This window comes from Streptomyces sp. SP17BM10 (assembly GCF_036322405.1).
In the GTDB taxonomy this organism is placed as follows: Bacteria; Actinomycetota; Actinomycetes; order Streptomycetales; family Streptomycetaceae; genus Kitasatospora.
Window position 1 is genome coordinate 96863 of sequence record NZ_JAQYXB010000576.1, and the last position, 24532, is coordinate 121394.

17 protein-coding genes are annotated in these 24532 nt (G+C 75.4%); 4 read left to right on the forward strand and 13 right to left on the reverse strand.

What is annotated here, in order from left to right; all coding sequences use genetic code 11:
• Positions 1 to 14 precede the first annotated feature (14 nt).
• Genes PUR71_RS16625 through PUR71_RS16635 form a run of 3 tightly spaced genes read right to left on the reverse strand, consistent with a single transcriptional unit; the run spans position 15 to position 2335 of the window.
• On the reverse strand, positions 15 to 1805 hold the full coding sequence (locus PUR71_RS16625; protein ID WP_329927771.1) for a glycoside hydrolase family 6 protein: 1791 nt from the start codon (positions 1803 to 1805) through the stop codon (positions 15 to 17).
• 14 nt (positions 1806 to 1819) lie between these two features.
• Entirely contained in the window at positions 1820 to 2032 is a 213-nt protein-coding gene (locus PUR71_RS16630; protein ID WP_329927772.1) for a hypothetical protein, read from the reverse strand.
• Between the two features lie 39 nt (positions 2033 to 2071).
• On the reverse strand, positions 2072 to 2335 hold the full coding sequence (locus tag PUR71_RS16635; RefSeq protein WP_329927773.1) for a hypothetical protein: 264 nt from the start codon (positions 2333 to 2335) through the stop codon (positions 2072 to 2074).
• Positions 2336 to 2465: 130 nt separating this feature from the next.
• On the opposite strand from PUR71_RS16635, the gene PUR71_RS16640 reads away from it, so the two are divergent.
• Entirely contained in the window at positions 2466 to 3017 is a 552-nt protein-coding gene (locus tag PUR71_RS16640; protein ID WP_329927774.1) for a glycoside hydrolase N-terminal domain-containing protein, read from the forward strand.
• A 169-nt stretch (positions 3018 to 3186) separates the two neighbouring features.
• Here PUR71_RS16640 and PUR71_RS16645 read toward each other — a convergent pair whose 3' ends face one another.
• A complete protein-coding gene (locus tag PUR71_RS16645; RefSeq protein WP_329927775.1) occupies positions 3187 to 7512 on the reverse strand; it encodes a tetratricopeptide repeat protein in 4326 nt (1441 codons plus the stop codon).
• 3 nt (positions 7513 to 7515) lie between these two features.
• A complete protein-coding gene (locus PUR71_RS16650) occupies positions 7516 to 7842 on the reverse strand; it encodes a CU044_2847 family protein (protein WP_329927776.1) in 327 nt (108 codons plus the stop codon).
• A gap of 211 nt (positions 7843 to 8053) precedes the next feature.
• On the opposite strand from PUR71_RS16650, the gene PUR71_RS16655 reads away from it, so the two are divergent.
• Complete coding sequence (locus PUR71_RS16655) at positions 8054 to 9010, forward strand: hypothetical protein (protein ID WP_329927777.1); 957 nt, start codon at positions 8054 to 8056, stop codon at positions 9008 to 9010.
• Positions 9011 to 9025: 15 nt separating this feature from the next.
• Here PUR71_RS16655 and PUR71_RS16660 read toward each other — a convergent pair whose 3' ends face one another.
• From PUR71_RS16660 to PUR71_RS16695, 8 genes are read right to left on the reverse strand one after another with little or no spacing between them, the layout of a single operon-like run.
• Positions 9026 to 11563 carry an AAA family ATPase gene (locus tag PUR71_RS16660; RefSeq protein WP_329927778.1) on the reverse strand — a complete coding sequence of 846 codons (2538 nt, stop codon included), beginning with the start codon at positions 11561 to 11563 and terminating at the stop codon, positions 9026 to 9028.
• Positions 11560 to 12939: a hypothetical protein gene (locus PUR71_RS16665; RefSeq protein ID WP_329927779.1), complete on the reverse strand. Its 1380-nt coding sequence runs from the start codon at positions 12937 to 12939 to the stop codon at positions 11560 to 11562. Before PUR71_RS16665 ends, PUR71_RS16660 begins: the two co-directional genes overlap by 4 nt.
• The gene (locus PUR71_RS16670) at positions 12936 to 13580 is read right to left on the reverse strand and encodes a 4Fe-4S single cluster domain-containing protein (protein ID WP_329927780.1); all 645 of its coding nucleotides are present in this window, start codon (positions 13578 to 13580) and stop codon (positions 12936 to 12938) included. The genes PUR71_RS16665 and PUR71_RS16670 overlap by 4 nt, the downstream gene beginning before the upstream one ends.
• On the reverse strand, positions 13577 to 15133 hold the full coding sequence (locus tag PUR71_RS16675; RefSeq protein ID WP_329927781.1) for a vWA domain-containing protein: 1557 nt from the start codon (positions 15131 to 15133) through the stop codon (positions 13577 to 13579). The genes PUR71_RS16670 and PUR71_RS16675 overlap by 4 nt, the downstream gene beginning before the upstream one ends.
• Positions 15130 to 16407 carry a hypothetical protein gene (locus PUR71_RS16680; protein ID WP_329927782.1) on the reverse strand — a complete coding sequence of 426 codons (1278 nt, stop codon included), beginning with the start codon at positions 16405 to 16407 and terminating at the stop codon, positions 15130 to 15132. Before PUR71_RS16680 ends, PUR71_RS16675 begins: the two co-directional genes overlap by 4 nt.
• Before the next feature lie 43 nt (positions 16408 to 16450).
• Positions 16451 to 19156 (reverse strand): hypothetical protein, encoded by a 2706-nt coding sequence (locus tag PUR71_RS16685; protein WP_329927783.1) that lies wholly within the window; start codon positions 19154 to 19156, stop codon positions 16451 to 16453.
• Complete coding sequence (locus tag PUR71_RS16690; RefSeq protein WP_329927784.1) at positions 19153 to 20343, reverse strand: hypothetical protein; 1191 nt, start codon at positions 20341 to 20343, stop codon at positions 19153 to 19155. Before PUR71_RS16690 ends, PUR71_RS16685 begins: the two co-directional genes overlap by 4 nt.
• A gap of 23 nt (positions 20344 to 20366) precedes the next feature.
• Positions 20367 to 22139 (reverse strand): hypothetical protein, encoded by a 1773-nt coding sequence (locus PUR71_RS16695; RefSeq protein ID WP_329927785.1) that lies wholly within the window; start codon positions 22137 to 22139, stop codon positions 20367 to 20369.
• Between the two features lie 237 nt (positions 22140 to 22376).
• Here PUR71_RS16695 and PUR71_RS16700 point away from each other — a divergent pair, with 237 nt between their 5' ends.
• Both PUR71_RS16700 and PUR71_RS16705 read left to right on the forward strand, forming a co-directional pair.
• The gene (locus PUR71_RS16700) at positions 22377 to 23369 is read left to right on the forward strand and encodes a DUF1702 family protein (protein ID WP_329927786.1); all 993 of its coding nucleotides are present in this window, start codon (positions 22377 to 22379) and stop codon (positions 23367 to 23369) included.
• Between the two features lie 109 nt (positions 23370 to 23478).
• Positions 23479 to 24453, forward strand: a complete 975-nt coding sequence (locus tag PUR71_RS16705; RefSeq protein WP_443077464.1) for a DUF1702 family protein — start codon at positions 23479 to 23481, stop codon at positions 24451 to 24453.
• Positions 24454 to 24532: the final 79 nt, after the last annotated feature.

Below are 24532 nucleotides of genomic sequence, written 5' to 3' on the forward strand. Positions count from 1 at the left end.
TGCTCAACGCCGCGTCACAGCGCCGGGTAGGCGTTCTTCAGCAGTTCCTGGAACTGGGCGGAGAACCACTCGCCGGACAGCGGCGCGTCCGGCAGCGCACCGGACATGTGGTTGTTGTTCCTCGGGTTGCCGGTGTACGTCGGGTCGCACATCCCGTCGAAGCCCTTGCCGTCGTTGTTCGGGATCTGCTTGCTGGCCCCGTCCGACTCGCCCGGGGGCTTCATCCAGACGTACGCGTGGATCCCCGGCGCCGGGGCCGCCTGCGGCCGCTCGCCGAGGCCCGCGCCCGCCTGGTTGCACCAGTTCCCGGTGTTCAGTCGCCGGTCGTAGCGCCCGCCGTCGACATAGGCGTCGACGCTCGTCCGCGGCCCCGGGCCGGTCGGCCGGGCAGGGCCGCCCCAGCCGTTGCGCGAGGTGTCGATCAGCATGCCGAGCTTGGGGTCGAAGCCCAGCGAGACCAGCTTGGCGCGCATCCCCTGCGCGTAGGAGAGCTCGTCGGCGTACCGGTTCCAGTCGAGCCACTTGGACTGGCGGACGGAAGTGCCGTTGACACTGTCGTCGATGGTGAAGTCGTCCTCCTTGAGCGCGCTGTAGTTCGCGGTGTTGACGATGAAGCCCTGGACGTTGGCGAGGGTGGAGCCCTCGGCGGTCGCCGCCTGCTTGAACAGCTCGGCGGACGCGCCGAGGTTGTCGTCCCAGCCGAGCCAGCCGTGGTGGCCGGCGTCGGCGTAGTTGTACACGTTGGGGATGGCGCCGAGCTTCTTGAGCGCGTAGCCGATGCCCTTGATGTAGTTGCCGTTGGCCTTCATCACGTCGCAGTTGGCGGTGGCGGTGACCCGCGGCGTGGTGTTGGTGACCAGGTTCGGCAGCGAGTCGAGCTCGACGGTGGTGACGATCCGCAGGCCGGCGTACTTGGGGTCGGCGAGGATGGCCGCGATCGGGTCGATGAACTCCGTCCGGTACCGGTCGATCTCGGTCGGGCCGAGCTCGCCGTTGGAGGAGAGCGCGGCGCAGTCCCGGCCGGGCAGGTCGTAGACCACCAGTTGGACGACGAGCTCACCGCTGCCCTTCTGGCGCAGGGCCTCGTCGAGGTGGGCGCGCAGCCCCATCCTGCCGTTGGCGCCGGCGATCGTGGCGATCCGGTCCAGCCAGATGCCGGTGGGCTGGTTGGCGACCTTGGCGCCGCCCGGCTCGGCGGCGGCGTGCGCGGACCACTCGGGGTTCACGTAGACCTTCGCGCCGACGTACGGGTTGTCGACGCGAGTGCCGGGCGGGGTGGTGGGCGTTCCGGTCGGGGTGGGGGTGGGTGTGTTCGTCGGGGTGGGCGTTCCGGTGGGGGTGGGGGTGGGCGTCGGGGCGGCGCCGTTGCAGGGCAACCCGTTGAGCTTGAAGGCGGTCGGGACCGGGTTGGCGCCGCTGTAGGAGCCGTTGAAGCCGAAGGAGGTGGAACCGCCGGTCGCCAGGCTGCCGTTGTACGAGACGTTGCGGGCCGTGGCCGTGGCCCCGGTCTGGCTGATGGTCGCGTTCCAGCCCTGGGTGACCTGCTGGTTGCCGGCGAAGGTCCACTCCAGGGTCCAGGAGCTCAGTGGGTCACCGGTGTTGGTGACGACCACGTTGGCGCCGAAGCCGGTGTCCCACTGGTTGGACACCTGGTAGTCGACCCGGCAGCCGGCCGGTGCGGCGCCCGCCGAGGCGGACAGCACGGTGGCGGTGGCGCCGGTCGCGGTCAGCAGGCCGAGGGCGGCGAGCAGGGCGGTCCGGCTGCTGCGCAACCGGTTGACGGTGGGGCGGGTGGTGCGGCTCATGGTGGCGGTCCCTTTCAGTGTCCGTCGAGAGCGCGAAGGTGGTCGCGCAGACCGAGGCCGAAGGCCGTGGGGGTGCCGTCGTAACGGCTGATCAGGGCGGGACCGCAGGAGCGGTCCCGGGTGTTCCGGGTCCAGCCGAGGTAGGAGAGCCCGTGGTCGTCGGACCACTTCATGACGCGGTCGACGAACCCGTGCCCACAGGTGTTCTCGCCGATCTCGCCCGCCACGACCGGGGTGCGGGCGGCGATCGGTGTCAGGACGGAGATTCAGAACACCTCAGCCGTACAGGAGTTGATGTCGTACACGGGCCAGGAGGCGGCCAGGTTCGCGACCGGGTCAGAGGGTGCGTGGGCGAGCCGGCCGCTCAGGTCGTTCGCGTGGGCGATCCCGGCGACGAGCACGAGGGTGCGCGAGCCGGTGGCGCGGGGGTGGGGGGTGTCGCATGAGCGAGTCCTTGCAGTGAGGACGCGCCGCTCCAGGCGCGCCGACTGATGGAACCGCTCCCACTGGTGGGCCGACCGTAGCGCCAACTGCCGCCGATGGAAAGGGTAGTTGCGGGGATTCGAGGGCAGAGCGGGCCAACTCGTCACACCTCTTGACCGGTTCGCGACGATCCCGCACAGTGGGAGCGCTCCCAATGGTCGAACACTGAAGGACACCGTGCCGACGAACACCCACGAGCCCGCCACGGACCCGCTCTGGTGCCGCCGCCCCGCCGACGGTTTCCTGGAAGCACTGCCGCTCGGCAACGGCACGCTCGGTGCCGTGACGTACGGAGGTGTGCACACCGAGCGCATCGAGCTCAACGCGGACACCCCCTGGTCGGGCGGCCCCGGCCCCCGGGACCGGGCGGGTGCCGCCGACCACCTGTCCGCCCCGCGGCGGGCCGTGCGGGCCCGCGACCACCCGGGCGCCCACGCGATCTCCGCCACCCACTTCCAGGGCCCCGATTCCGAGGCGTACCAGCCGCTCGGCACCCTCCTGCTGATCTTCCCGTCGAGTGACGAGGGACTGCAGCGGTGGACCGCCACCGGCGGAACCAACCAGCAGCGGTACCCGCAGCCCACCGGTGACGGGTACTTCACCATCGTCAGCCACGACGGCGGGTTGATGGCGGACGACTACGGCTGGGACACCACCGACGGCGCGAAGGCCGTCCGGTACGGGGCCTCCGGCGGCAGCAACCTGCCATGGCAGCCGATACCGGCGTGAGCGACCGCAGCGGGCTCACCATGAGCCGGGGCTGACAGCGCTCGCGCTCCCCTCCGCGCGGCCGGCCGGTTCGCCGGTCGGCCGCACGGCACCACCGCCGGTCGGGCGGTCGCCCTCCTCGTGCCGGCCACCCGTTCGGGCACGTGGTCGATTCTGCCGGGAGCCCGCCTCAGTGGTCGGTGGCCTCGGCGCGGGTGCGCCAGTAGGTGGCTTCCGCGGGTTCGTCTTCGGCGTCGGCGAGTTCGGCCAGGAGCAGGAGGACGGCGGTGGGGAGGCCCTCCGGTGTGGGTGAGGGTGGGGCGGGGAGTTCGCGGGGGGTTCGTTCGACCGGCTCGGTGGGCATGGCCAGCACGTCGCGGGCTCGGGTTTCGTCGCCCAGGCGTTGGAGGAGGGACGTGTAGTGGACGCGGGCTCGGGCGGCGATGTCGGGGTCCTCGGCGTGGATGGCGGTCTCGAACCAGATGGCGGCATCCTGTTCGCGGTCGGGCATGCTGTCGACGACCAGCGCCAGCAGGAGGACCGCCTCCGGGCGGTGCGGGCTCTGCGCGTCCTCGGCGACCGGGCGCAGCACCTCCTCGGCGCGGGCGAACTCCCGTAGGCGGAAGAGGGTGCTGCCGAGGTAGCGGCGGACGAGGTGGTGGAGTTCGGGTTCCGTGGTCTCCAAGGCCTCGGTCAGGGCGTCGCGGGCACGGGGGAAGTCGTTGCGGGCGCGCAGGGCGATGCCGAGGAGGGTCGTGGCGCGCGGGGTGTCGGGGCTCGGCGGCAGGTTCCGTGCGGCTTCCATGAGGCGGACGGCGGCGTCGAGTTCGCCGACCTCCAGGAGGTCCTCGCCGGCCGCGACGTACGCGGGGACGGGGTCGTCGTCCTCGGTGGCCAGGAGGTCGGCGACGGCCCGGGTGTCGTCGCGGTCCAGCAACAGGGCGGCGAGCATGGCCCGGGCGACGTCGGTGACGTCGGAGGGCTCGTCGGCGAGCACCGCGCGCAGCAACTCCTCGGCCCGGGCCGCCTCTTCGGTGTCCAGTAGCTGGGTGGCCAGGTGGAAGCGGGCGAGCTGCAGGGCCGGGCCGTCGGCGGTGTCGACGGCGGTGCGCAGGTGGGTGAGGCCCTCCGCCTCGCGGCCCGGGGTGATGAGGAGGAGCACGCCCAGCAGGGCGACGCCGGTGCCCGCCGCCACCGCGTGGCCGGAGGCCATGAGTTCGCGCAGGAGCGCCTCGGCCTCGTCGGGGCGGTCGAGGTCCACCAGGAGGGTGGCGAGGTCGATCCGGGCGACCAGCGACCACTCCGGGTGCCCGGAGGCGATGGCCCGGCGGTAGGCGTCGACGGCCTCGTCGGGGCGGTCGACGGCGACCAACAGATCGCCGAGGAGGTCGGCCGCGCGGGGGCCGAGGTCGGGGTGGGGGGAGTCGGCCGTCTCCGCCAGGAGGACGGCCGCCTCGTCGGCGTCGTCGAACGCGGCGGCCGACCGCGGGTCCGGGACCTCGCCGACGAGCAGGAGGGCCAGGTCGACCCGGGCGTGCCAGGACCACACGTGGTGCCCGGAGGCGACGGCCTGGCGGTAGGCGTCGGCGGCCTCCTCGGGCCGGCCCCGCATCACGTGGACGTCGCCGAGGAGGTCGGCCGCGCGCGGCGCCTCGGAGCGGTGGCCCGAGGCGGCGACCTCGGCCAGCAGCGCGCACGTGCCGGCGTCGTCCTCGTCGCGGTCGTAGAGGACGCAGGCCAGGCCGTTGCGGCTGGTCATGGACCAGTCGCGGTGGCCGGTGGCCACGGCCCGGCGGAACCACTGCTCGGCCTCGGCGTACCGCCGCCCGCCCAGGTGCCAGTGGCCGAGGACGGACATGGCCTCGGGGCTGCGGTCGTGGTGGCCGAGGTCGACGACCTGCCGCAGGTGGGCGAGGCCCTCCTCGGTGTCACCGAGGAAGAGCCGGGCGACGCCCAGGCACAGCCGGGCCCCGACCTCCACCCAGGGCCCGCCGTTGGCGACGGCCAGCTCCAGCAGTTCCGCCGCCTCGCCGTAGCGGGAGCGCACGATCAGCAGTTCGCCGAGCGCGCTCTGGGCCATCGGGCGCGCCTCGGGGTCCCCGTCCGCCAGGACCGAGCGCAGCAGCTCCTCCGCCCGGCCGAGTTCACCCCGCCCGACCAGGAGTCCGCCGAGGCCGGCGCGGGCCATGCCGGAGATCGAGGAGGCGGCGGACGTGCCGACGGCCCGTGACAGGCTCCATGGCTGGTCGGCCGGAGGCTCGGCGGCAGCCGACGCGGAGCGCAGCGCCGGGACGCGCTTGCCCTGTTCCGGCCGGCCGATGCCCGGCGTCCCGGCGAGCACGGCCGTGCTGCCCTGGCCGCTGAGGGCCTGCCCGAGCCGGGCGGTGGCGGACGGCGGCATCTCCTCGACGCCGTGCGCGAGCACCGCGGTCAGCAGCCGCTCGGCCTGTTCGGCCTCGCCCAGCTGCCAGAGCACGCCGGCGAGCGCGATCTGGGCCAGCAGCGAGATCTCCGGGTCCGGCGCACCGACCGCCCGCTCCAGGAGGGCGCGGGCGGCCTCGTGCTCGCCGCGGCCGGAGAGCAGGCTCCCGAGTTCGGCCTGGGCCAGTTCCGCGATGTCCTCGACGCCGGAGTCGGCGGCCCGCTGGAGGAGCGTCTCGGCCTCGGCGAACTCGCGGCGGTAGATGAGGATCGTGCTGAGCACCAGGGCGGCGCCGGCCGTGAGGTCCTCGTCCGCGTCCTCGGCGACGACCCGGCGCAGCTGCTGCTCGGCGATGTCGGCGCGGTCGTGGACGACGGCCACCATGCCGAGGGTGGCCAGGTCGGCGCCGTGCAGCAGGAGCGCGGCGAGCTCCCAGGCGGCGTCGTCGACGGGCTCGGCGTCGGCGGCGGTGTCGAGGTACTCGGCGACGTACGGGAACACCTCGTAGCCGGGCCGCCCGGCGTCGTCGCGCGCGCGGACGAGCAGCGCGATGCCCGCCTGCGCGCGGTCGCGGGCCCAGGCGAGCGCGGTGCGGTACGGCTCGTCGCCGGGGTCGAGGTCGAGCTCGACGAAACGCAGCCGGTAGCGGTCGAACAGCTCGCGCAGGATCGGTTCGTCGAGCAGGACGGGGGCGCCGATGCGGGCCCAGTCGGCGGCGGCGCGGACCAGCAGGCGGCCCTCGGGGCAGGTCTCCGGGCCCGCCTCCAGGCGGGTCTCCAGGGCGGGCGCGGCGACGAGCATCTCGCCGAGGCCGCGCAGCGAGAAGTCCTCCTGCGGGTAGAGGTCGGCGGCGGCCGCCAGCTCCTCGGCGGTGAGGGCGTGCGGCAGGTGCACGACGGTGGCCCGGCGCAGCACGTCGCGGGTGGCGCGGCCGACCTCGTTCTCCAGGCCGGCGAGCTCCTCGCGGTGGCGGTGGGGCAGGGTGCCGACGACCAGGCAGGGCGGGTCGTGCCGGAGCAGGAGGTCCAGCACGTGGCCGTCGAGCGCACCGGAGAGCAGGTAGTGGTGCAGGTCGTCGAGCCAGACGACGACCTGACCGGGGGAGTGCGGCAGGCCGGAGCGGGCGAGCTCCTCCAGGTCGCGCCGGCCCCGTCGGGGGACGACCAGCCGGGCGGCGCCGTGGGCGCGGCTCAGCCGCTCGTGCAGGGTGCGGGACTTGCCCGCCTTTGACCGGCCGGCCACCAGGACGAAGCCGCCGGCGGCGAGGGCGGAGTCCAACGCGCGGTCGGCGGACGGGCGTTCGACGTAGGGCTCGTAGCCGCCCGCGGTGTAGGTGGACTCGCTGACGCCCAGGTCGTGCGGGTCGACCTGGTCGAGCCTGGGCAGCTCGCCGGACGGTGCGAGCGGGACGGCAAGCAGCCGGGCCAGGCGCTCGCGGCGCTCCTGCTCGGTGATGTCGTGGACGAGCGGGGCGAGCGGCGGCCAGAGCCGGGCGATCGGGTCCAGCGACAGCGCGAAGCCCACCCGGCGGTCGGCGCGGCCCGGCTTCTGGCGCCGGCCGAGGACGCCGATCACGGCGTGCAGGGTGTTGTTCCACACCGGCGCGCCGGAGAAGCCGGGCTCGGTGGCCCAGCCGGTCTGGGCGGTCGACTCCAGCTGGAGCCAGTCGCCCTCGGCGTACCCGACGATCTCGCCGCGGATCGGCACGCCGCCGGTCTTGTGCTCGGCGGGGAAGCCGTGGGCCCGGAAGGTGTGGCCGAACACGTCGGCGTCGGTGCGGCGCAGCGGCGCGGGCTCGGCCCCGGGCGGGGCCGGGACGTCGAGTTCCAGGACCGCCACGTCGCCGGCCCACTCCTTGGGCGGGTGCCAGCCGCCGGGCAGGACGCGGGCGGGGACGGGCTCGTGCGCGGGCAGGAACGGGAAGCGGACGAGCACCGGGCCGTCCGGCGGCTCGGCGGGGGTGGCCGGGTCGACGACGTGGGCGCAGGTGAGGACGAGCCGCTCGGAGATGAGCGTGCCGCCACCCTCGGGCAGGGGGCGGCCGTGCGGCTGGACGCTGACGACCCAGGGCGCGCGGGCCGGGTTGGGCGCCACCGGTCAGCTCGCGGCGGCCGGACCGGACTTCCAGCTGAGGGTGACGTCGAAGTGGCCCTCGGTGGCGGTCTTGGCGATGACGACGCCGGCCTCGGCGTTGAGCTTGATGCCGAAGGACACCTCGATCTCCTCGGGCTTGAGGTGCCGCAGGACCGCGAGGACGGACTCGAGCGTGGGGCGGCACGCGGTGAGCGCGGCGTCGAGGCGGTGGGCGGCCTCGGCGATGCCCTCGTCACCGCGGGAGACGAGCTGGATGCCGGGGGAGTCGTCGTCGACCTCGACCACGAGGGAGGAGTCGTCCGGTCCCTGGAAGCGCAGCAACTCCGGCATGGTGACCCCCACTTGGTGATGTCGTGCGGTGGTGCGACCGTCGCAGGATAGCGGTGGTCGGGGGTGAGGGGTGGGGGTTTGGCGGAGTCGGGCACGGCGGTGCCCGACTCGCTGCGCGAACGGGCCCCGGGACCTCGGTCGTTGCGGGTGTCGGGTGGGCGTTTCACGGTTACCATCGGGCCCGGACGTGGGCACGGCTGGGGGTGACGGCGTGGAGCGGGCCAGGCGGGAGATCGCGGCGGCGCTGGAGGCGGTGGGCGACGGCGAGGTGGTCGCGTCGCTGCGGGTGCTGGGGGCCGCGCTGCAGTGGGTGTGCGCCGAACTGCGCGGGATCGACGGCGGACCCGGCGGTGCGTCCGCGCTGGAGGCGCTGTACGAGCTCGACGACGCCCTGACCGCCGGGGAGGGCCTGCGCGACGCGGTCGACGTGCTGTTCGACGCGGTGCTCGCCGGGGCGGCCGTCCGCCGTGACGTCGGCGACCTCGCGGACCGGCTGCGGGCGGCCAAGCGCGCGGTGCAGGCCGAGCGGGAGGCGCTCGACGAACTGGAGCAGCGCGAGCGCGAGTTGCGCCGCCGCCTCGCTGAGCACACCGAACTGCGCCGCCAGGTCGACGACTTGCGGCGCCTGGAGCGGATCGTCTCGGCGCTCGACGGGCTCGCCCGCCAGCAGGAGGCCATCACCGCCCGCCTGCTGGCCCTGCGCGGCAAGGACACCGGTGTCGAGGACGCCCTGCGCACGAGCGCCGACCGGCTCGTGCGGCTCTCCGAGGAGCAGCTCGCCGCGCTCTCGCCGCAGACCCGCGACCGGCTCGCCCGCGCACAGGACGTGGATGATCAACTCGCCGTCGAGCAACGCAGGTTCGAGGAGAGCAGCGCGCGCCTGGCCGAGGTGCGGGACCGCCTGGACGGCGTGCGCACCCGGCGCGTCGAGCAGCTCGCCTCGCTGCGCCTGCACGCCCACGCGGACGCCGAACTGGCCCGCGCGCTCGCGCCGGAGGGTGCGGAGGCGGACGGCGAGGCCCGCTCGGCGCTGGCCGAGGCGCAGGCGCTGGCGGCCTCGCTGGAGACCAGGCTGACCCGGGTCGACGAGATCCTCGCCGGCCTGTTGGAGCGCCGCGAGCAGGCGGACGAGGGCACGCACGCCGCGCTGTCCTGGGCCGACCAGTGAGGCCGGGGCGGTTCCTCAGGAGGGCGGCGGCACGTCGTCCCCCGCGAAGGTGATCGCCTCCTCGGCCGGCCCGCCCCATCCGTCCGGTCCGAGGCGGCGCGCCAGTCTCGTCTCCATGGTCTGGAGCAGGCCGCTGACCGCCCGCGCGTTGCCGAAGTCGTTCGGCCGAGCGGCGCGTTGGGCGTCGAACCAGGCGGCGGCGCGGCGCGCGGCGTCGTCGGAGAGCCGGTAGCGCTGGGCCGCCGCCTGGTTGCGCAGGATCTGCACGAGGTCGGCGGTCGGGTAGTGGGCGAAGTGCAGGGTCTCGCCGAAGCGGGAGCGCAGGCCGCTGTTGGCGTCGAGGAAGCGCCGCATCTCGCGCGGGTAGCCGGCCGCGATGACCACGAGGCGGCCGGGGTTCTCCGTCATCTCGCGCAGGAGGGTGTCGACGGCCTCCTGGCCGAAGTCGTCGCGGCCGTCGCCGGAGGCGAGGCTGTAGGCCTCGTCGATGAACAGGACCTTGTCGAGCGCGGAGCGGACCACCTCGCGGGTGCGCGGCGCGGTCTGGCCGACGTACTGGCCGACCAGGTCGGCGCGGGTCACCTCGACGACCTCGTCGGTGTGCAGGAGGCCGAGGGCGTGGCAGATGCGGCCGACCAGGCGGGCGACGGTGGTCTTGCCGGTGCCGGGCGGGCCGAGGAAGAGCATGTGCGGGGCGACGGTGCCGGGCAGGCCGCGGGCCTGCCGCAGGGCGAGGCGTTCGGTGAGGCCGGTGAGGAACTCGCGGACTTCGTGCAGGCCGACGAGGTGGTCGAGTTCGGCGAGCAGGTCGGTGGCGGCGGGGACCGGCTTCGGCGGGTACGAGCGGTACTTCTCGGGCAGGTCGGCGGGCAGCAGCGGCAGGTGCACCTGGCGCTGGACGCGGCCCGCCCACGTGTCGAACAGGTCGTCGGCGAGCAGGCGCATCGCCCCGGCGTTGCCGAAGCCCTCGCGGGCGACGCGGTGCATGCCGGTGACGACCCGTTCCAGCAGGTCGCGGGCCTCCGGCGTCGGCGTGAGCCGACGTTCCGTCAACATGCCGAGCAGGATGGTGAGGAGGGTCGCGGGATCGTAGTCCGGGAAGTCGATGTGCGCCCGGATCCGGCGGTCGAGGCCGGGGTCGGCGGCGAGGAACTCGCGCATCTTGTCGGGGTACCCGGCGAGCACCACCACCAGCCGGTGGCGGTCGTTCTCCATGCGGGCCAGCAGCGCGGTGATCGCCTGCCCGCCGAATCCCTCGCGCTGGTCGCTGAGGGCGTAGGCCTCGTCGAGGAAGAGGACGCCGTCGAGGGCGCGGTCGATCAGGGCGTTGGTGCGCTCGGCGGTCTGGCCGACGTAGCCGGCCACGAGGTCGGCGGCGTCGGCCTCGATCAGGTGGCCGCGGCGCAGCAGGCCGAGGTCGCGGTAGATCTCGCCGATGAGGCGGGCGACGGTGGTCTTGCCGGTGCCGGGGTTGCCGGTGAACAGGAGGTGCTGAGTCGCGGCGTCGCGCCGGGCGGGCAGGGCGCGTTCGGCCTCGATCCGGTTGCGCAGGCGGTGGAGGTGGCGTTTGACGGGCGCCAGGCCCGGCATGGCGTCCAGGCGCGCCCAGGGGCTCTCGTCGTGCGGGGTGACGGTGGTGACCAGGCGCCGTTCGAGGGCGGTGCGCCGGTCGAGCGGGGCGCCGTCGGCGATGAGCAGGCGCAGGTCCTCGCGCCAGGCGGACGCGCGGCGCGGCGTGCTCGCGAAGGAGCGCACGAGCGGCCCGAGTTCCCGCCAGTCCTCGATCCGCAGGTGCTCGCGCAGGCGCAACTGCTGCACCATGCGGCCGAGTTCCGCCTCGTCCGGGTAGCCGACCCGGAAGGCGCCGCCCCGGGCCGGCCGGTCGATCTCGGTGCGCAGGAAGGCGGCGAGGGCGGGGTAGACGCGCCGGTCGGCGACGACCCGCTCGACCTCCTCCAGCGTGGAGCGGCGGAAGACGAAGATCCACCGGTTGCGGCCGAGCCGGTCCTGGGCCCGGTCGGCGAGGGCGCCGGCCAGCTGCCGGGAGGCCTCGTTGTGGACCAGGGTCTCCTCGGCCTGGATGTAGACGACGGCGGTGCGCACCTCGCGCTGGCGCAGCTGGCCGAGGTGCGTCATGACGGCGAAGGGATCGGCGATGCCGGTGGCGGGGCCGATGCCGGTCGCGAGGGCGGGCGCCGGGCCCGGGGCCGGCGGGGTGTCGGCTGCGAGCCGGACGGCCCCGAGGGGCCCGCGCAGCCGTCGCATCGCGCCGGGGGGCCGCGTGGGCCGCGTGGGCGCGGGCTCCCCGCCCGGCCGGCTCAGCCGCCGCGACTGCGGGTCGCGGAAGTACAGCGGGCGGCTGAGCGAGGAGTAGACGATGCGCTGGTAGCCCTCGGCGTGGAGCAGCTCCCAGAGGGTCTCCTCCAGGGTGCGCACGCGGTAGTCCGGGTCGACGAAGACGTCGTCCACGCCGGGCCCGTACAGGACGGTGAAGGGCTCGTCGGTGCTCAGACGCAGGTCGCGGAAGCGCTCGCCGCGCGCGGGTGTGGTCACGCGCCCTCGCCCCGGGGTTTCGGACGCAGGTCGTAGCGGGGGTCGTCGGTCCTGAGGTCGGGGGCGCCGGGTTCGAGGCGCGGCATCGGGACGGGGGCGTGCGCCTGGTGGCCGCCCGCCTCCAGCATCCGCCGCACCGCCTCGGCTCGGGCACGCTGGTCGGCCTCGGCCTCGGTGTCGCGGTCGGAGGAGATCACCCGGATCACGTTGCGCCCCGAGGCCGGGTCGGCGGTGTCGATGTCGATGACGATCTCGCTGCCGGTCTCGTGCCGGAGCCGGGTGATGTGGGCGCCGCGCTGGTCGGAGGCGACGAAGTCGTCCTCGACGTAGGCGTAGAAGGCGGTCTCGGCCAGTGCCTGGACCACCTCGTCGGCGAGGTTGACGCGGATCTGCGAGGCGAGCTGGCACAGGCGCGCCTGCCGGACGGTGTCGGCGAGCTGCGCCTCCAGGGCCGGCGCCTCCTCCCGGCAGATGCGCTCCAGCTCCTCGGCCGTGGTGGCCTCGTCGCGCGAGCGCGCCAGCAGCTCCGCGAGCTGGGCGCCCAGTTCGCTCAGCGCGCCGGCCGACCAGAAGTCGACGTCCAGCGAGTAGCCCGGGATCTCCTGCTGATCCGGTCCGACGACGGGCAGCTGCGCGCTGCGCCGCACCTGCTGCTCGACCAGCAGGACCGCCTGGACGGCCGCGGACTGCCAGGACCTGCGCAGCAGTTCGGCCTGCTCGATGCGCACGCGCAGCTCGCTGAGCGTGTAGTAGCCCTCCTGGGTCACCGCGAGCGCGGCGTCGTAGCGGCCGAGGTCGTGGTTGCCGCGCGCCTGGCCGAGGCGCAGCCGGACGGCGTCCAACTCACCCGGGGCGTAGCGCTCGTGGGGGAGGGCGTCGGCGACGAGGTCGGCCATGGCCCCGGCGTCGGCGAGCCAGGTGGCGGAGAGCTGTTCGGCCCGGGTGCGGTCGTGCTGCAACTCCTTGACGTCGGCGGCGAGTCCGGCGATCTCGGCGCGGCGCTGGCGGCGTTCCTCGGCGAGGTCGCTCTCGAACGTCCGCCGCTGCTCGTCGAGTTGTGCGCGCGTCTCGGTGCGCAGTTCCCCGGCCGTCCGCGTCAGCCGCTGGTGCAGGTCGGCGGCCTGCTGGTGGAGGCGCCGGTTGGTCTCCTCCTCCAGCACGCGGTTCTGGTCGCTGAGCCGGCGGACGGCCTCCTCGCTCTGCTGCTGGCGGCGCCGCACGGCCTCGAACTCGCCGGCCAGGTCGGCGCGGGCCTGCTCGCGCACGCCCTGGATGAGCTTGGGGAGGTCCCGGCGGACCGTCTTCAGCTCGTCGGCGCTCTTCAGCAGGCGGTACCACTGGGACTCGTCCACCTGGATCTGCTTGCGGCCGCTCATGGTTCCCTCCCGGGGTCTGCGTGCGCGATCCTGTTCCGTACGGTGGTGACGGCCGTGTCGAAGGCCTCGAGGAGGCCTGCGGGCGGCACGCCCACGAGGAGGGCCTCGGGCCCGTCGAGGGCGATCTCGGCGCTGCGCGCGCCGTTCTCGTAGTCGTGGGTCTCGTCCCGGGCGCGGCCGGTGAGCCGGTGGACCCGCTGGTTGGCGCTGCCGCGCAGTCCGCGTCCGGTGTTGTGCGCGGCGACGTAGAGGCCGTCCACGAGGACGTCGACGAGGGCGAGCAGGCGGGGGACGCCGGGGTGCGGTGGGTGGTCGCGCAGGCGTTCCAGGCGGTGGCCGGTGAAGCAGAGGACGGACACGTCCCGTCGGGAGCGCGCCAGTTCGACGGTGTCCGCGAGGGCGTCGGCCTGGGCCATCGGCTCGCCGCCGGAGAGCGTCAGGCCGGTGACGCGCTGGTCCGCGAGCAGTTCTGCGGCGAGGTCGCCGGGGGCGACGAGCCGAGCGGGGTGGTCGGGGATCCAGTCCGGGGACATGCAGCCGCGGCAGGTGAACGGGCAGCCCTGCACCCACACGACCGAGCGCAGCCCCGGGCCGAGCGCCCGGGTGCCGACCCGCGTCGCGGCGACGTTCACCGGGGTCACGACGGCCGCCCCGGCGGTTCGGTGGACGCCGGCCGGTAGACGAACGCCGTGCCCGCGGCCACCACCCGGCTGCCGGGCGCGCAGGTGACGGAGCTCGCGCGGGCCTGCGAGCCGTCCGGGCTGTAGCGGATGCGCAGGTCGATCCGGGCGCCGCGCTCCGACACCCGGCGCCGGCCGCGCACCCGTCCGGCTCCGCCCAGCGCGGGGCGCAGCCGCACCCGGCGGCCGGTGAGCGGGACGTGCTCGGGGATCTGCTCGCCGAAGGCCGGCTCGATGAGCAGCACGCCGTCCAGCGCCGGCCGGTACACGCGCACCCACGCGAGGACGAGCACCAGCAGGACCAGCAGCGGCACGCCGATCAGAAGCGGCAGGGTCGCCGCCGAGCCGACCTGCCCGGAGACGCCCACCGGGAGCTCGGCCGGCCGGAGCGTCGGCGGGATGTCGAGCGGGAGGTCCGGGGCGAGGGCGGGCTGCCAGGGCGAGCCGACCGTCCCCGTGACCTTCAGGGCCACGCCGGCGTGCTCCACGTGCCGCGGCGTCAGCGGTCCGCCGTCGAGCCGGCCGGTGATCCGCACCGGGATGTCCTGCGTCGACTTCGGGGACAGGATCAGCGAGGACGGCAGCCCCGACACGGTGAACGGCCGCCCGGCGACGGACACGGCGATGGAGTCGACGGACAGCGGCAGGCGGGCGGCGCGCGACGTGAACGAGAGCGTGCCCGTCGCCTCGCCCGTGCCCAGGTCGAGCGTCTGCGGCCCCGACCAGGACACGGTGACGCCCTGTCCGAGGTCCGGCGCCAGCACCGCGCGGGCCTGCCGCAGCCGGGTGTCGTCACCCGCGCGCTGGAGGTAGGAGCCGAGGTCCTGGATGCTGCCGGGCACGAGCTCCCGGGTGTCGGTCACCACCTGGCTCAGCAGCTGCGCGCCGGTCGCGCCGGTCGCCAGGGGCAGCGCGTAGCCGACGAGGTCGGTGTGCCCGGCGAGCTTGGCGGCGCGCGCGTGCAGGGCGGCCGTCCAGGCGGCGGTGGTGGCGACCGGGTAGGCGCTGCCGGCCGCGGGGGCGTTCTCGCCGTCCGTCATCAGCACCACGGAGGCGATCGGCAGGGCGTCGCCGCGCTCCAGCTCGCCGAGCGCGGCGTTGAGGGCCGCGCCGATGTCGGTGTCGCCGTTGGGGCCGGGGGCGGCGGGCAGGCGGGACAGGATGCCCACCGGATCACCGGCGGCGCCGATGTAGCGGGCGATGACGGTGGTGTCGAACGTGTACAGGGCGACGTGGTCCGCGCCGGTGAGCCCCGAGAGGAAGGTCTGCAACGTCTGGCGGACCGTCTCGTAGCGGCCCTGCTGCGTCATCGACGGGGACGTGTCGACGAGGATCACGTAGTCGGCGGGCTGGTGTTCGAGGCCGAGGGCCTGGTAGACCTCGGCGCGCGTGGGCCGGTTCGGGTCGGCCGCGCGCGCGGTGCCGGTCCACAGCAGGGCCGGCAGGAGGACGGCCAGCAGGAGGGTCGGCAGCAGGAGTGCGGCCGGCAGCCGGGCTGTGCGCGTCGGATTCAATGGTGGTCTCCTTCAAGGACGCCCGGCAGTTCGCCGAGCGGGTACTCGTGCGGCTCGCCGGAGCCGCCCGCGGGCCGCAGCACGAGCCGGGTCGGGCCGGCCGCCGCCATCGCGATCCCGATGTGGAAGCGTTCGCCCGCCCGGCTCGCCGGCAGGGTCACCGTCCCGACCCGGACGGCGGGCCCGCCGTCCGCGTCCCGGACCCGCACCTCCGCCTCCCGCGGCCGCTCGCCCGCACCCCCGACGGCGACCCGGCGCCCGGCCCGCTCGGCGAAGACGGTGGCGCCGCCCGGCACCAGGCGGCCCGGCCCGCACAGCGTCAGCTCGGTCTCGGTGAGCCGTCCGCGGTGGACGCGCCGGGCGCCGATCAGCACCTCGTACGGGTACCGGTCGGCCGGGTCGACGAGCCCCGCCGCGACCAGGGCCGCGCCCAGGACGGCGGCCAGTGCCGGGTCCGCCGCGGCCGGCAGCTCGACCGCCCGCCCGGCCCCCGCAGCGGCCCGCCGGACGGCGGCGAGCCGGGCCGGACCGCCCACGGCGACGACCGGCAGGTCCTCCAGACCGGCCTCGGCCGCCGCGTGGCCGACCTGCTCGCGCAGCACCGCCAGGGCGTGCCGGGCCGTCCCGGCGGGCACCTCCCGCCCGTCGACCCACAGGACGGCCATGTCGTCGTAGCGCGCCGGGTGCCGCTCGGCCCGCGCGATGACGCGCTCCCAGCGGGCTGCGGAACCCGGCGCGTCGCGGGCCGCGCGCAGCGCCGCGAGGGCCGCGTCGTCGGTCGCGGCGCCCCCGAGGAGGGTGGAGTCGAAGGCCGCGCCCAGGCCGCCCTCCGGGGTGTGCCGCACGAACCGCCGGACGCCGACGCTGCGCCGTGCGGCGACGCACACGCTCACCTCTATGGCCGTCGTGCCGAGCGCGCAGACCGCCCAGGTGCCCTCCAGCGCCCGGCCGTTGTGCCGCAACAGCGCCAGGACGGCCGTGGCGGGCCGCAGTTCGACGACCGGGGTGGTGCGGCCGAAGGCCTCGGCGATCCGGTCCGGGTAGACCGTCGGCATGGCCTCGGGGGCGACCAGGACCACCTGGGCGGGCCTGCCGTAGCGCTCCCGGAAGGCGGCGCAGGCGGCGGCCAGGGTGCGCGCCGGATCCTGGCCGGCGGGGACGGGCACGCCCTCGGCGGGGACGGCCTCCGGCAGTTCGGCGAGCGCGGGCAGCCGGTCGGGGCGGACGTGGGCGAGCCGGACGAAGCGCGTGCCGACGTCGATCGCGAGGGTCATCCGGCCCGCTCCCCGGCGGCGCCGCGGCCCGTGCTTCCCGGCCTCACTTGCGGCGCCTCCTGCCGAAGAGACCGCGGCGGTCCGGTGGCTGGGCCGCCGATCCGGCGGCGTCGGCCGGGTCGTAGTCGTCGTAGCGGAGCAACTCCCGGGCGTACTCGTGACGTTGCGCCTCCTTGTGGGCCAGGTCGAGCAGGGACAGCCGCAGGTGGCCGGCCGAGCGGCTCTGCAGGATGGCGTGGTACAGGCGCTCGGCCAACGGGTGGGCCCGGTACCAGAGTTCGTGGAGGAGCAGGTCCACGTCCTCGGTCCGCCAGCGGAGCAGGCCGGGCAGCACCTCGACCGCGGGGTCGATCGGGTAGCCGCCCGCGTGCACGTCCGACAGCGCCAGGCCCAGCTGGACGGGCGTTGGCGGCCCCTGGAGGAGGTGGCGGACCTTGTTGCGGGCGTTGAGCGAGTGCATCCCCGGCAGCCGGTTGAGGGCCTCGGTCACCGCGGGCGGCGGGCCGAGTTCGAGCCAGGCGCCCTCGCCGGCGAGCAGCCGCCGGTCCAGAGCGCGGATCAGCGCTTCCTGCCCGCGCGCGCTGCGCTCCGCCAGCAGGTAGGTGACCGGCCAGCGGCGGGAGTCGGGCCGGGGGCCGAGCAGGGCCTCCACGGCCCACTGCCAGAGCGGCTCGGAGCCGGTGGCGGACAGCCGTTCCGACAGTCGCGCGGCGTAGGCGTCGACCGGGCCGGCGCCCCGGCCGCGCAGGTGCGTCCGGCCGGGCGGGGCCGGGGCCTCCCGGTCGAGCAGCCGGTCGAGGCCGGCCATCGGGACGTCCTGGCCCTGGGCCGCGCGGAGGCGCAGCAGGTCCAGATCGGCCGCGTACTCGGACTGGAGCGGTCCGGCGGTGGCCTCCAGGTGGACGGCCGACGCGGCGAGCGCGGCGGCGAGTTCGGGGCCGCGCGGCCCGCAGGCGACCTCCCAGTAGGACGACCACAGGTGCGAGACGACGAGCGGCCTGCGGTGGTGGACGGCGAGGTCGAGGAGTTCCCGCCAGAGCGCCGCGGGGATGGCCGTCCCGAAGTCCGTCGCGTCGCCGGGGCGGCGCAGGTCGCGGTCGTCGAGGGCGCCGCACGCGTAGGCGGTGAAGCGCAGCCAGCCGGTCGGGCCCGGGAGGCGCTCCTTCCCCGCCGCCCGCAGCAGCCGGTCGAGCACCGGGACGCCGGGGCCGCCCCGGGCGAGGGTGGCGTAGGCCCACGCGCGCCCGATGTCGGGCTGGGCGATCAGGACGCCGTCGGCCGGTGCGGCCTCGTCGCGGAAGGTCAGCTGGGCGGCCAGGATGACGGCGGCGATCCACCGCTGGCGGGACCCGGCGACCGGCCCGGGGCGGCGCTGGTCGATCAGCGCCGCGAGCAGTTCGCCGAAGGAGCCCGACCCGGGGCCGTGCAGTTCCCGGAGCAGGTCGAGCCAGGCGAAGGCCCGGTCGAAGCCGCGGTCGGGGTCGGGGTCGGCCAGCACCGATCCGGCCATCCACTCCGGCAGTTCGGGAGACCAGTGATCGCGCAGCAGCCGGACGGCGTGCTCGTCGCGCCGGTCCGGGCCGCCGGGGCGGGCGGTGCGGGCGAGGAAGAGGCAGAGGTCCCGGCGGCCGTCGGCGTCGAGGCGCCCGAGGCCCTGGAGTTCGAACACCCGGGCGACGTCCTCGATCCGGGCGGTGCCCTCGCGGACCGCGGCGAGCACGGCGTCGACGAGGTCGACCTCGCGCAGGACGCGGAGCATGCCGGGGCCGTCGGTCCAGTGGATGGGCGCGGTGGCGGCCAGCAGGTGGGCGACGAGCTCCCGGCTGGTCCAGCCCTTGGCGCGCAGGCGCGTCAGCTCGGCCAGGTACGCGGCGGCGCCGGGATCGGCGGGCCGGGCCGTGGGCGCGCCGAAGCGGACGGCGGTGCGGCCGGTGCGGGCGCTCTCGGCGAAGGTCAGCTGCACCTTGTGGTCGGAGTCGCCGGTCCAGCTGGCGCCGCTGAGCCAGTGCCGGCAGCCGTAGGGCAGCAGCGCGGCGACCGCGTCGACGATCCGTACCCGCTGCTCGGGGGTCGGCAGGTCGCGGCCGTCGGCGGTGACGGTGATCCGCTGCCCGGCGGTGAGCAGGGCGGCCACGCAGGCCGTCCACTCGAAGCCCACCTCGTCGATGACGGCGGCGAGTTCGGCGGAGGAGGAGGCGACGGACAGGGTGCCGAGGTCGAGGCGCAGCGGCCGGGCCGGCCCCTCCTCCGGGCCCGGCCAGCGCACGGCGGCCGCCGCGTCGGCGAGCGCGGACCAGGTGAGGCCACGCGCCGCGCCCTGGGACCACTCGACGAGCAGGAGGCGGGAGGTGATGATCGGCGCGCCGGTGCCGTCGCTGGTGCCGTCCCAGCTCTGCTCGATCAGGGCGCAGGCCGCGGTGCGTTCGCCCTCGACGCCGCTGAGGAAGACGCGCCAGGGCAGCCCGCCGGTCTCGTCGGGGCGGCGCACCTCGGGGGTGCCGGTCTGGGCGCCCCACAGGTAGCGGCGGGCGCGGTCCTCGTCGAGGCTGGCGGCGAGGAGCTCGTAGCCCATGGCCCGGCCGGGGTGCTTGCCGAGGACGGCCCAGTGGGCGCTGACGGGTTCGGTGGCGCCGGGGCGTTGGCGCTGCTCGGGCCGGCGCTGCGGACCGGGCAGTTGGGGGCCGGGCGGGTGGGGCCCCGGCCGGTGGGGGTCGGGCAGGTGCGGGTCGGGTGGCTGCACGGCGGTCACCGCAGCTTGATCTTGCGCGAGCGGATCCGGCGTTCGAGGTCGATCAGCGGCTCCAGGACGTTGATGGGCTGCGGGGAGGCGGCGATGCGGGGCTTGCCGCCGACCTGCTCGACGTTGGCGTAGAGGCGGTAGTCGAAGATGCCGTCGGCGTTGAGGCGGAAGCCGATCGCGGAGGTGGCGTAGTAGCTGATGCGTTCCGGCAGGAAGTAGGCGTTCAGGGCGTCGCGGACGAGCGAGGCGCTGGAGCCGCGGAAGGTGTCGCAGATCCAGGCGAAGTAGCCGGCGGCCGCCTCGGCGGGCACGCGCGGGATGCGGGCGCCGACGCCGTCCTGGGTGACCCAGCGCGCCTCGACGGAGGGCCGGAAGAGCAGCGGGTCGTCGAACTTGGCGACGCACACGGCGACGTGGTGGGGCAGCCGCCCGTTGATCATGGCGCGGCTGTCGCGGACGCGGCTGGTGATCGCGTTGAGGGTCGCGTAGAAGAAGTCCAGGCTCTGGGTGGCGTGTTCGCGGTCCAGGAGCGGGTCGAAGAGGTAGACGAGCCCGTTGGCGGAGGCCAGCTGGTCGACGATGGCCTCGTGGCTGGGGTGCTCGGGGCGGAAGACCTCGCCGCTGACGTCGTGGATGTCGAGCACGAAGCCGACCTGCCGGGTGCCGGCCAGCTTGCGCGGCTCCTCGCCCTGGAACGCCCAGCTCATGCCCGACGTGGCGGCGGTGGCCCCGGGGAAGCCGCGGTCGACGGCCAGCAGGCGCATGCCGCGGTTGAGGAACTCGATGGCCTCCTTGGTCATGCCGCTGATGACCCAGTTCCCCTTGCCGTGCCGGTTGTGCTGGATGGCCGCGATCGGCAGGGAGGACAGGAAGGTGGTCTTGCCCGAGCGCGGCGCCCCCCACAGGCCGATGCGCACGGAACCCGGCCCGTCGGGGCCGATGGCGCCGGGCGGCGAGGGCAGTGGCAGCGGGGGCAGGTTGCCGTCCTGCGCCGGGCCGGGCGCGGACGGGATCGCGGCGGGGTAACCGTCGGGGATGGTGGGCTGGGGTGGGCCGCTGGGCGGGCCGAAGGGGCGCAGGCCCGGTCCGCCCTGGGTGTGCGGGCCCTCCCAGGCCGGTCCGGCGTCCGGCTCCGGCGGCAGGACGTCCCGGGCCGCGGCACCGTGCTCGGACGAGGGGTCGGGCAGCTTGGACATCAGGGGTCTCCTCGGTGCGACGGTCAGAGCAGGGAACGGGCCAGGGCCAGCCGGCAGGGCGGCCCGTCGACGTGCCAGGGCGGGAGCAGGTCGAGGGCGGCCGCGGCGGGCGGCTGTCCGGGCGGGAGGGTGCCGTCGGTGCCGATCGTGCGCCAGGCCAGTTCGGTGTGGTCCCACAGGGGCTGGAGGGCGAGTTCGGCCGGGCGCCCGCCTGCCGGGCCGTCCCGCCGGGCGAGCACGCGGACTCCGGCCTCGCGCAGTCCGGCCAGCTCGGCGCGCCAGTCGACGCCGAGCGGGCAGGCGGGTACCGGGCCCTGGCCGTGTTCGGCCCACTCGCAGGGCGGGCGGGCGCCGAGGACGAGCACGGTGCGCTGCGGGCGTGCGCGGCCCGGCGGCGCCCAGGGCGGCGCGGTCGCCAGCTGTCGCGCGGCCTTCAGGGCGTCCTCCAGGGCGGAGGCGGTGTCCCGGCAGCGGCGCTGCGGGCGCCAGCGGTCGAGCGCGGCGAGGGCGGCGGCGGGCGGGCCGAGCGGCAGCCTGTCGAGCAGTGTGCTCCGGGGCGCGTACGGGCTCTCGCGGACGTGGTGGTCGTAGTAGCCGACGAGGCCGACGTCGACGCCCGCGGCGGCGCCCTCGGGACCGCTGAGGGCGGTGACGAGGCCGCGCGCGTAGTCGAGACGGGCGGTGACCTCGTCGGGCGAGGCGCCGTAGCCGAGCTCGACGGCGAGGAGCAGGTGCAGGCGTGGCGGGCGGGCGAGACGGCGGGGGAGGGCGGCGATGATCGTGCCGAGGTCGTCGCGGACGGGCTCGGCGGCGGAGCCGTCGGGCAGCAGCACCTCGACCTCGCCGGGGCCGTGCAGCACGAAGGTGAGGTCGGCGGAGCGCAGCGCGGGCAGGCGAACGCCGTGGGTGGACACGGCGTCGTGCGGGGTGCCGCTGCCGGCGGCGACGACGGGGAGGGTGACGAGGGTGTCCGCGTCGACCCCGCCGTGGACGGTGACCGGCACGGTGACGGTCTCGCCGGGGCGCAGCCGGGCACCGGCCGGGAAGAGGAGTTTGGCCTCGGGGCGCACGGCGCCGCTGAGCGCGTCGACGTCGGCGAGCACGAGGGAGTGGTCGCGGTGCAAGGGGGCGCCGCGCAGGAGCAGGCGGACTCCGGCCGTTCCGCCGCTGACGGGGCCGAGTTGGGCGTCGGGCGCGCGCAGCGTTCGGGCGGCCTCGGCGGCACGGGCGAGGAGCGGCCAGTCGGGGCGCTGGGTGAGCAGGACGGTGCGGTGGCGCCGCCCGTGGGGGAGGAGCGTGCCGAGCAGGCGGCGGACGGCGTCGTCGAGGGCGGTGCGGTCGACGGGTGGGTGGGTGCCGATGCCGCCGGCGAGCTGGAAGGCACGGTCGGCGGGGTCCTCGGCGAAGCCGGGGGCGAGGTCGCTCCAGGCGGCGCCGCCGATGTCGACGGTGTGCGGGATGCCGTTGCGGTCGGCCTCGGCGCGGATCAACCCGACGCGTTCGTCGGTGAGTTCGACGAACCAGAGGACGGCGTCCGGGTGTTCGACGAGTTCCTCCAACAGCCGGTCCCACGCGGGGCCCGGCTCGCCGGCCGGTCCGGGGTCGCCGGCGGCGAGGGCGGCGGCCTGCTCGTCCCACTCGGCGCGGGCCGCGGCGAGCGCCTCCTCCTCGCGGCGGAGGTCGTCCGGGGTGGGCCCGCCGAGGAACACCTCGCCCTCCAGGCGCCAGCGGCAGCCGGTGCAGAACTCGCCTCCGTTCTCCGGCCCATGGCACACCGGACACGTGCCCCCGATCACTTCTGGCCTCCCGGTCGACGAGCGAGCACGGACCGGCGCAGAGAACGGCCGAAAACCACCGCCTCCCCGTCGGGGCACTCATCGTGGCACAACACCCCCTCGGGTAAGGGCCGTTCGCTCAAACAGTACGGACCGGTCACCCGGCCGCAGCGCAACGCGGAAGATGCCGCAGGCCGGACCGGCCGCCGAGCATGTAACCGTGCCGCCGTATCGGACGGCGGGGGGCGGAGGAGAAGCATGCCGACGGTCCTGGGAACGCTGCGCCGGCTGGTACTGGCGCCCTCGCCGGCGGAGGTGACGTTCGCCCGGCGCGGTTTCCCCGTGGCGGCCTCGCCGGTGACGCGCCGTCTGGAGGCGGTGCCACAGGCGGTGGTGTGCGGGTTCGAGTGGGGCATCGAGGCCGAGGGGCCGGGCGAGGTCGAGGACCGGCTGCGCCTGGTGGACGCGGAACAGCGCGGGTTCGCCTTCGAGGGGGCGACGATGGCCTTCACCGTCCTGGACGCGATGGGCCGCGGCCACCGCACCCGGGACCTCCTGACCGGGGCCGGGCAGCCGCACGTCTTCCTGGCGTACATCGGGATCGGGTTCGCGATGGCCCGCCTGCCGCGGCGGTTGTGGCCCAAGGTGCTGCCGGACCTGTCCGGCACGCCCTACCACCCGACGATGAGCTGGCTGGCGGTCGACGGGTACGGCTTCGACCTCGCCTACTTCCACACCCGGCGCTGGGTGGACGAGCAGCGGGTGCCGAGCCCCTACCCCTGGCAGGGCGCGCCGGGCTACTTCCCGCGGGCGGTGGACCAGGGGATCGGGCGGGCGCTGTGGTTCATCCACGGCGCGCAGCACCGTCAAGTGGCGGCGGCGGTACGCAGGTTCGCCCCGCACCGGCAGGCCGACCTGTGGAGCGGGGTGGGCCTCGCGGCGACGTTCGCCGGCGGGTGCGGCGGCGAGCAGCTGGCGGAGCTGGGCGAGGAAGCCGGCGAGCACCGGGCGGAGCTGGCGCAGGGGTCGGTGTTCGCCTCGAAGGCGCGGGCGTACGCGGGCTTCGTCCCCGAGCACGGCGAGGAGGCGTCGCTGGCGCTCACCGGCCTGTCGGTCGCGGACGCGGCGGCGCTGGGCGACGAGTGCGCGGTGTTCGCCGACGCGGCCTCGCCCGCCGACCCGCCCGCCTACGAGGCGTGGCGGGCGAACGTGCGCAAGCGGTTCGCAGGGCCCGGCCAAGGCGCCGGCTGAGCATTTCAGGAGAAGGACCAGAGCATTCGCGAAGAAGCGGCCGTCCGCCGGAACGGGAATTATCCAGGGTAAGGCTCGTCAATCTCCGTACCACGGAAAGGAGAGCAGAGTGCCAAGCCCGTTGCGGACATTACGGCGGCGCGTGCTGACGCCGAACACCGCCGAGACCAAGCTGGCCAAGCGGGGTTTCCACGAGAAGTCGCCGGAGGCCCGGGAACTCCTCGAAACCGTCGGGAGCCGCTTCCTCGAAGGCTATGCGTACGCGGTGGAGTCCGGTGCGCCCGCCGAGGCGGAGCACCGGCTGGAAACCGTCCCGGACCGATTCCGAGGTTTCGCCTACGAGGGGGCCGGCATGGGATTCGCCATGCTGGACGGGTTGCCGTTGCAGGGCCGCGGCTGGGTGGGGGGATTCCTCGCCGGGCGGGGGGCCGACCACCACTACATGGTGTACGTCGGAATCGGCTGGGCGATGGCGCGGCTGCCGCGTTTCCGCTGGCCGGACATCACCGCACTGGACCCCCTGCTGCGCTGGCTGGTGCTCGACGGCTACGGATTCCACCAGGCGTACTTCGCGACCGACCGCTACGTCCACGGCCGTTTCCGGGAGCGCGCGTTCCCGTGGCCGGCCGACGACTCGCCCGGGTACGTGAACCGGGCGATCGATCAGGGGATCGGCCGGGCGCTGTGGTTCGTCGGCGGCACCGACCCGCGTGTCGTCGCCGGGCTGATCGAGCGGTTCCACGAGTCCCGGCACTCCGACCTGTACGGCGGCGCCGGCCTGGCCGCGGCCTACGCGGGCGGCGTGGACGAGGCGGAGTTGCGGGACTTCCGCGAGCGGGCCGGCGCGCACCGCGCGATCGTCGCCCAGGGCGCCGCGTTCGCCTGCGAGGCCCGCATCCACGCGGGGCTGCTCGGCCCGCACACCGAGCTCGCCGCCGAGGTGCTCTGCGGCACCTCCGCCGCCGCGGCCGCCAAGATCACCCAGGACCTGCGCCCCACCGGCCGTGCGAACGGCCCGGTGCCGTCCTTCGAGACCTGGCGCCGGGCCATCGCCGACACGTTCGCCACCACGGGAAGGAACTGACCGGTGCCCACCCTCCTTGGCCGGGTCCGCCTGCAACTGCCCGGCATCATCGCCGTGCTGGCGGTCGTCGCCGGCTACT